8 protein-coding genes are annotated in these 6494 nt (G+C 64.7%); 3 read left to right on the forward strand and 5 right to left on the reverse strand.

Going from position 1 to position 6494, the window contains the following annotated elements; translation table 11 throughout:
• The 3 genes from ACN0YF_RS08570 to rsmI form a co-directional block, all read right to left on the reverse strand.
• Positions 1 to 684, reverse strand: a complete 684-nt coding sequence (locus ACN0YF_RS08570) for a BON domain-containing protein (RefSeq protein WP_417494058.1) — start codon at positions 682 to 684, stop codon at positions 1 to 3.
• A 96-nt stretch (positions 685 to 780) separates the two neighbouring features.
• Entirely contained in the window at positions 781 to 1167 is a 387-nt protein-coding gene (locus ACN0YF_RS08575) for a YraN family protein (protein WP_417481290.1), read from the reverse strand.
• Positions 1164 to 2075 (reverse strand): 16S rRNA (cytidine(1402)-2'-O)-methyltransferase, encoded by a 912-nt coding sequence (gene rsmI, locus ACN0YF_RS08580; protein ID WP_417494059.1) that lies wholly within the window; start codon positions 2073 to 2075, stop codon positions 1164 to 1166. Before rsmI ends, ACN0YF_RS08575 begins: the two co-directional genes overlap by 4 nt.
• Before the next feature lie 43 nt (positions 2076 to 2118).
• On the opposite strand from rsmI, the gene ACN0YF_RS08585 reads away from it, so the two are divergent.
• The gene (locus ACN0YF_RS08585; protein ID WP_417494060.1) at positions 2119 to 3414 is read left to right on the forward strand and encodes a penicillin-binding protein activator; all 1296 of its coding nucleotides are present in this window, start codon (positions 2119 to 2121) and stop codon (positions 3412 to 3414) included.
• A gap of 3 nt (positions 3415 to 3417) precedes the next feature.
• On the opposite strand, the gene hemW is transcribed toward ACN0YF_RS08585, so the two are convergent.
• Both hemW and rdgB read right to left on the reverse strand, forming a co-directional pair.
• Complete coding sequence (hemW, locus tag ACN0YF_RS08590) at positions 3418 to 4575, reverse strand: radical SAM family heme chaperone HemW (protein ID WP_417494061.1); 1158 nt, start codon at positions 4573 to 4575, stop codon at positions 3418 to 3420.
• Entirely contained in the window at positions 4572 to 5168 is a 597-nt protein-coding gene (gene rdgB, locus ACN0YF_RS08595) for an RdgB/HAM1 family non-canonical purine NTP pyrophosphatase (RefSeq protein WP_417494062.1), read from the reverse strand. Before rdgB ends, hemW begins: the two co-directional genes overlap by 4 nt.
• 371 nt (positions 5169 to 5539) lie before the next feature.
• Between rdgB and ACN0YF_RS08600 the strand changes: the two genes are divergently transcribed.
• Positions 5540 to 6094 carry a DUF2975 domain-containing protein gene (locus ACN0YF_RS08600; RefSeq protein WP_417481285.1) on the forward strand — a complete coding sequence of 185 codons (555 nt, stop codon included), beginning with the start codon at positions 5540 to 5542 and terminating at the stop codon, positions 6092 to 6094.
• A gap of 14 nt (positions 6095 to 6108) precedes the next feature.
• The gene (locus ACN0YF_RS08605; RefSeq protein ID WP_417481284.1) at positions 6109 to 6345 is read left to right on the forward strand and encodes a helix-turn-helix domain-containing protein; all 237 of its coding nucleotides are present in this window, start codon (positions 6109 to 6111) and stop codon (positions 6343 to 6345) included.
• Positions 6346 to 6494: the final 149 nt, after the last annotated feature.

Here is a 6494-nt window from a genome sequence, read left to right on the forward strand (position 1 = left end):
TCACTGCTGATCTCCCGCGGCACCGAGCAATTGTGGTGTGGAGTTGGGTAGATTGCCTTCGGAATCAAGGCCCGGCATGGATTCGCCGGCACAGGCCTCGGCGCGTCTCTCGCCGCGCGACGGCAGATCACTCGGCACGCCGGCGATGCGGACATAGCTGATCACTTCAACCACACCACCCACGAGGGCCGCATGGGCACTGGCCCGCTCCAGCTCGCCGCGCGAACGCGCGACACCGAGCAAATAGACCTTTCCGGCATAGGTCTCGACATTGAAATTGACGCTGCGCACATCACGGTCGGACAGGAGTTGCCCGCGCACCCGCTGGGTGATCCAGGCGTCGCGGCTGCGGTCACGGAAACCATTAGACGGACCGACCTCGATCTCATTGGCCACCGATCGCACCGCAACCGATGACCAAGCCAGGCATTCAGCCATCATCCGGTCATCCTCGCGCGGCACGCGGCCGGTCAGGAGTGCGATCCCTTCGGTCACCTCGACATCAATACCGTCGAGCGCGAAGCCTTCGCTGCGCAGCATCGCCGCCTTGATCGAGAGCGAGGCATTGGTGTCGTCGAGTTCGCGTCCGATCGAGCGCTCGGGCTGGATCGCCGCGCAGCCCGCGAGCGTCGCGAACATGCAGAGCAGGGGAAGAAGCAGGCTGGCTTTCAATCGGGCCGTCATCCGGCAGACTCCTGTCGGTCTGGAAGGCGAATCCGCAGATCCGCAGACAATTTCTGACCCGGCATGACCGGGCACGTCACCAAGCTAGGCTGTTTCCTAGAGAAGATCGAGAGCTTCGCGATGCTCGGGGACCCACGCGGCCCGGCGATGCTCTGGCCAGCGGCCGGGTGCGACCAGGAAGAGGTCATAGCGCATGTGCAGGGTTTCGAAGCCGCGATGCCGCGCCCGCCACAGGGAGGCCGCCCGGATGATGCGGCGGCGCTGGCGTGAACCGAAGGATTCCAGCGCGGCGGCCAGCGTCCGGCGCGCCTTGACCTCGACGAAGACCAGATATTCGCCGCGCGTCGCCACCAGGTCGATCTCGCCGGCCGCCGTGCGGGCGCGATGATCGAGCAGGCGATACCCCTTGCAGCTGAGCCAGACCATGGCCAGCCATTCGGCCCAGCGGCCGCGCGCCTCGGCGGCTCGGCGCGGCGCCGTCACGATGCCTCTCCCGACCGGGCATCTCCCTTCAGGGCGAGGGCGCGGGCATAGACATCGCGCTTGCTCCAGCCGGAGACATCGGCAATGCGGGCCGCCGCATCCTTGATGCGCATCTCGGCCATCACCTGCCTCAGCGCTGCATCGATCCGCGCTTCGTCCCAGTGATCCTCGGGGCCGGGGCCGACCACGATCACCATTTCCCCGCGCGGCGAACCGGCCTCTTCGTAATGCGCTGCGAGCTCCTCGAGCGTGCCGCGCCGGACTTCCTCGTGGAATTTGGTCAGCTCACGGCACACCGCCGCCTGGCGGGGCCCGAGCACTTTGGCCATGCTGGCGAGGGACGCCGCCAGGCGCGAGGCACCTTCATAGATCACCAGCGAGCCGCGAATTTCCCGGAAAGGTTTGATCCAGGCCTCGCGTGCCGCCGTCTTCGGTGGCGGAAAGCCGGCGAAGGTGAAGCAGTCGGTCGGCAGGCCGGCGACACACAAGGCGCTGAGCACGGCGGAAGCGCCGGGGATGGCGGTCACCATCAGCCCCGCCTCGATCACGGCATGCGCCAGCTTGTAGCCCGGATCGGAGACCAGTGGCGTTCCGGCATCGGACACCAGGGCAATGATCTCGCCGGCGGCAATCGCCTCGAGCACACGGGGCCGGACCTTGTCACCATTATGATCGTGATAGGGCTGCAGCTTCGCCTCGATGCCATAGGCATCCAGCAGGCGCCGGGTGACCCGGGTATCCTCGGCGAGAACACGATCGGCCCCGGCCAGCACATCCAGGCAACGCAAAGTCACGTCACGCAGATTGCCGATCGGGGTCGCGACCAGATAAAGACCGGGCGCGAGAGCTTGCCCGCCGCGGGCTGGGCGGATAGCTTCGGGCTGAAATTCCTTGGGTGATTGAGTCATGACATCAGATGTAGCACTGCGCGTGTTTGGCGCCGCAGGAAGAATGACACAAAAAAGCGGCCTGCGCCTGCTCGCGATCATCGCGGCGGCCACGCTCAGTGCCTGCGGCACGACATCGACCCCGCCACCGCCGCCGGTGGTGATCGATCTGCCGCCACAGGTCGCGCCGCCGGTCGACCCCGTTGAGGAACCCGTTATCGACGAGGCCGTTGGCCTGGTGCCCCCGCACATGGAAGGCCGCCAGACCGCCCGGGTTGCGATCCTGTTGCCGTTTTCCAGTGAAAATTCCGGCGCCCGCGCCGAATCCCTGCGCCTGTTGCGCGCCGCCGAACTGGCCCTGTTCGAGCGCGCCGGAAGCAATCTCCTGCTGATCCCCAAGGACACACAAGGCACCACTGAGGGCGCCCGCGCGGCTGCCATGGCCGCCTTCGAGGATGGCGCCGACCTGATTCTCGGGCCGCTGTTCGGGCAATCGGTCACCGTGGTCGGCCAGATCGCCCGCCGCGCCGGTATCCCTGTCATCGCATTTTCGACCGATACCGATACCGCCGGCAATGGCGTCTATCTGCTCAGCTTCCCGCCGGAGCTCGAAGTTGCCCGTGTCGTCGACTATGCCTCGCGCCGCGGCGTCGAGCGCTTTGCCTATCTCGGCCCCCAGAGCCGCTATGGCATGGCGGTCAACAACGCCCTGCGCACCAATGCCGAACTGACCGGCGCCAGCCTGACACGCGAAGCCTTCTACACCGGCGATGTCGAAGCGATGGCCAGCGCCTCCTCACGGTTGGCGCGCGGCGTGTTCGAACCGATCACCCCGGAAGAAGCGCTTGAACTGCGCCGCTCGGAATGGGTTCCCAATGCCGATGCACCCTTCCAGGCGGTCATGTTGCCGGAAGGCAGCACGCGGCTTCGCACCCTGGGACCATTGTTGATTTCCCAGGCCGTGGACCCGCTGATCGTCCGCTTCCTCGGTACCGGTCTGTGGAATGACGAGGACTTGCTGCGTGAGCCTGCGCTGCATGGCGGATGGTTCGCCGGCCCGGATCGCGCCTCTCACCAGCGCTTCGAGGACTCCTATGAAGCCGCCTATGGCAGCGAGGCCTCCAATATCGCCAGCCTCGGCTATGACGCGGTGGCGCTGGCAGCCCATCTCGAGGGCGGCGAGCTTGGCTTCAGCCGTGAAGCCATCGAGGACCCGGAAGGCTTTCTCGGGATTGATGGCCTGTTCCGCTTTTCCCATTCCGGCGTGATCGAGCGAGGACTGGCGATCTATGAAGTCCAGTCCAACGGCTTCCGCGAAATCGAACCGGCACCGCAGACCTTCGACCCGCTGGCCTATTAGACGTCAGATCGTATCGGGGACCAGTTCACCGGAAATCCGGTCGGCAAAGATGCGGCCGGCCGGCAATAGCCGCACGCGTGCGCCGCGCTGCTCGACCAGACCCTGGGAGCCGAGCCGTTCCAGCGCTTCAAGATCGATCGTCAGACCGGTTTTGCGCTGCAGGACCTCCAGATCGAGCCCGTCATCCAGCCGCATGCCCATCAGGATGCGTTCGGCACGTTCATCCGCGGCACTGAGCGCCTCGGTTGCCCCGGAGCCGCTGCCGGTCCGCGCCACGGCGTCGATATAGGCCCCGGGCTGCGCCCGCGCCTCGCAGGCCAGACGCCCCGTCGCTGCAGCATCGCCGATGCGGCCATGGGCGCCCGGACCGACACCGATCCAGTCGCCGCCCTCCCAGTACAGCCGGTTATGGCGTGACTGGTCTTCCACGGTGCGGGCATGGTTGGAGATCTCATAGGCCGCCAGGCCATGGGCGCCGCAGATATCATGTGTGAGATCGAACATATCGGCGGCGAGATCGACCGGACTGTCGAGCTGCTCGCCCCGGCTGGCGCGGCGGCCAAAGGCGGTCCGCGCCTCGATGGTCAATTGATAGGGCGAGAGATGGCTGGCGCCGAAAGCGAGGACTTCAAGCAGTTCGGCTTCCCAGGACGCCGCCGTCTGACCGGCGCGGGCATAGATCATGTCGATGGAGACGCGGTCGCACAGGGCCATGGCCCGCTCGATCGCCCGCCGGGCCAGGGCACCATCATGATCACGGCCGAGCGCGGTCAGCGCAGCGTCCTCCAGGCTCTGGACCCCGACCGAGAGCCGGTTGACGCCCGCCGCGATGATGTCGGCAAAATTGTCGATATTGTTGGGATTGGCCTCGAGCCCGATCTCCGCCCCGTCGGCCAGCCCCCAGAGCTGTTCGGCATGGGCAATCAGGCGGCCGATCTGGGCGCCGGTCATCAAGGATGGCGTACCGCCACCGAAATGAATGCTCGCCAGCCTGCGGGGCCCGGTGTGCTCGCGCCAGCCGGTCATGTCGGCGAGGATGGCGTCCAGCAGGGCGTCTTCCTGGCCCTTGGGCCGGTAGACATTGAAATCACAATAGGGGCAGATCCGCGTGCAATAGGGCCAGTGGACATAGAGGCCGAGCGCGTCGGCCAGCGCTGTCATCGCCCGAACTCCGCAGCCAGCAGCGCCGCCAGTGCACGGCCGCGATGGCTCATCGAGCGTTTTTCGGCCGCCGTCATCTCGGCAAAGGTCCGGTCATGGCCGGCAGGCTGGAAAATGGCGTCATAGCCGAAACCGCCCTCGCCGCGCGGCGGCCAGACGATTTCTCCCTCGACCTCGCCGCGATAGTGGCGGACCTCTCCATCCACCCCGCACAGGGCGACAACGCAAACGAAGCGCGCCGCGCGGTCCTCACTGCCGCTCGCCAGTAGCGCCTCGTGCACGCGGCGCATGGCGGCGTCGAAATCGCGCGGCTCACCGGCCCAGCGCGCCGAGAGCACGCCGGGCGCACCACCCAGCGCATCCACGGACAGGCCGGAATCATCGGAGAGCGAAGTCAGCCCGGTCGCCGCCCAGGCCGCCCGCGCCTTCAGCGCAGCATTACCCTCGAATGTCGTTTCGGTTTCTTCCGGTTCATCCAGCCCCAGTCCTGCAGCCCCTTTCAGGGCAATGCCACGGGGGGCCAGGAGAGCTTCCAACTCTTTGATTTTTCCCGGGTTGTGGCTTGCCAACACCCAGGTCTCTTGCTCGGTCATCACCTGATCCTTGCCGATAGTTTATCGGCTTTCGAGAAATTAATATCGAAAAACGATATTTTTTGCTTGCGTCTTTTTCGGTTCGCGTTTATCGATAATCAACAAGGACGGGAGACATCGTCCTGGTAGCAGAAATGACAACGGTAATGGTTTCGATTCAACACAAAGGAAACAGTCAGATGGTCAGGTCCGAGAATTCCGGCTTCCGTATGTTCGCATCCGTCGCGATTAATATGGTGCTGCTGATTTCAGTCGCCGCCGGTACGTTCTACGCTATTGCGCCAATGGTCGCGTAATGGTTGACATCAGGTGAGGCCGGTAGCGGAACAGTCCGCCGCCGGCCCGCCCAATGACCTTGGGAAGGGGTGGGCATGAAGACGCTGGGACGCGGATCGATTACATCGATTCTCCGAATGGTACTGGGCGGAGCCTGGTATCTGGGCTGGGCCTTGCTGGCCTTTGCCTCACTGGTTCTGGTGGCCGCAGCGGCTGCCTTTCTGATGGATTTTCTGGGGTATTCGCCAGGCCCGGCATCGCAAGTGTTCGATGCTGTGCAGAGACTGGGCTGGATCTATCCCTTTTTGATTGCCGAGATCGTGGCCGCGATGGTCGTCATCGACCGTCTGCGCCGGGTGTTCGCGACCCTGATCGCCGGCGATCCCTTCGTTCCTGAAAATGCCCGTCATCTTCAGGTGATTGCGATCGCGATCGCGGCCTACCAGATCTTGCGGCACCTCACCCAGGGGGCGGTCGCAATGATCCTCACCCTGATGGATATGGAGGAGCCGGTCATCGGCGGCGCGGAACTCGGCCTGATGCCGAATATCAGCCTGGGCGCATGGTTCGCTGTGGTAACCCTGCTGGTATTTGCGGAAGTGTTCCGCGAAGGTGCGAAAATGCGCCAAGAACAAAAATTGACGATCTAGGGGGAGCGACAGATATGCCAATTCGCGTCACCCTCGATCGGATGCTGCTGGAGCGCCGCATGTCGCTCACCGAGCTGTGCGATCGCGTCGGAATCACAATGGCCAACCTGTCCATCCTCAAGACAGGCAAGGCCAAGGCCGTCCGCTTCTCGACCCTGGAAGCGCTGTGCCGCGAACTCGGATGTCAGCCGGGCGACCTGTTGTCGTTCGATGATGAAGATGAGGAAGACAGTCGCGACGCCGCCCAATAGGCGCGTGAGCTGTGACCGGAATTCGCCCATTCAGATGGGCGGATCAGACGGCGGGAGTGGGCCTGCACGGTACGCCCCTTCCCAAGAGAGTCCGAGCAGGCCGTTTCCTGCCCCCCAGCGCACTCCCGCCGTCTGCCTATGCTCTAACC

Source organism: Maricaulis sp., assembly GCF_048270265.1.
Lineage (GTDB): Bacteria > Pseudomonadota > Alphaproteobacteria > Caulobacterales > Maricaulaceae > Maricaulis.

What these genes read in the sequence shown, in the direction of transcription:
- ACN0YF_RS08570 (WP_417494058.1), bottom strand. Translation starts at nt 684, where the DNA reads ATGACGGCCCGATTGAAAGCCAGCCTGCTTCTTCCCCTGCTCTGCATG.
- rsmI (WP_417494059.1), bottom strand. Translation starts at nt 2,075, where the DNA reads ATGACTCAATCACCCAAGGAATTTCAGCCCGAAGCTATCCGCCCAGCC.
- ACN0YF_RS08585 (WP_417494060.1), top strand. Translation starts at nt 2,119, where the DNA reads ATGACACAAAAAAGCGGCCTGCGCCTGCTCGCGATCATCGCGGCGGCC.
- hemW (WP_417494061.1), bottom strand. Translation starts at nt 4,575, where the DNA reads ATGACAGCGCTGGCCGACGCGCTCGGCCTCTATGTCCACTGGCCCTAT.
- rdgB (WP_417494062.1), bottom strand. Translation starts at nt 5,168, where the DNA reads ATGACCGAGCAAGAGACCTGGGTGTTGGCAAGCCACAACCCGGGAAAA.
- ACN0YF_RS08600 (WP_417481285.1), top strand. Translation starts at nt 5,540, where the DNA reads ATGAAGACGCTGGGACGCGGATCGATTACATCGATTCTCCGAATGGTA.
- ACN0YF_RS08605 (WP_417481284.1), top strand. Translation starts at nt 6,109, where the DNA reads ATGCCAATTCGCGTCACCCTCGATCGGATGCTGCTGGAGCGCCGCATG.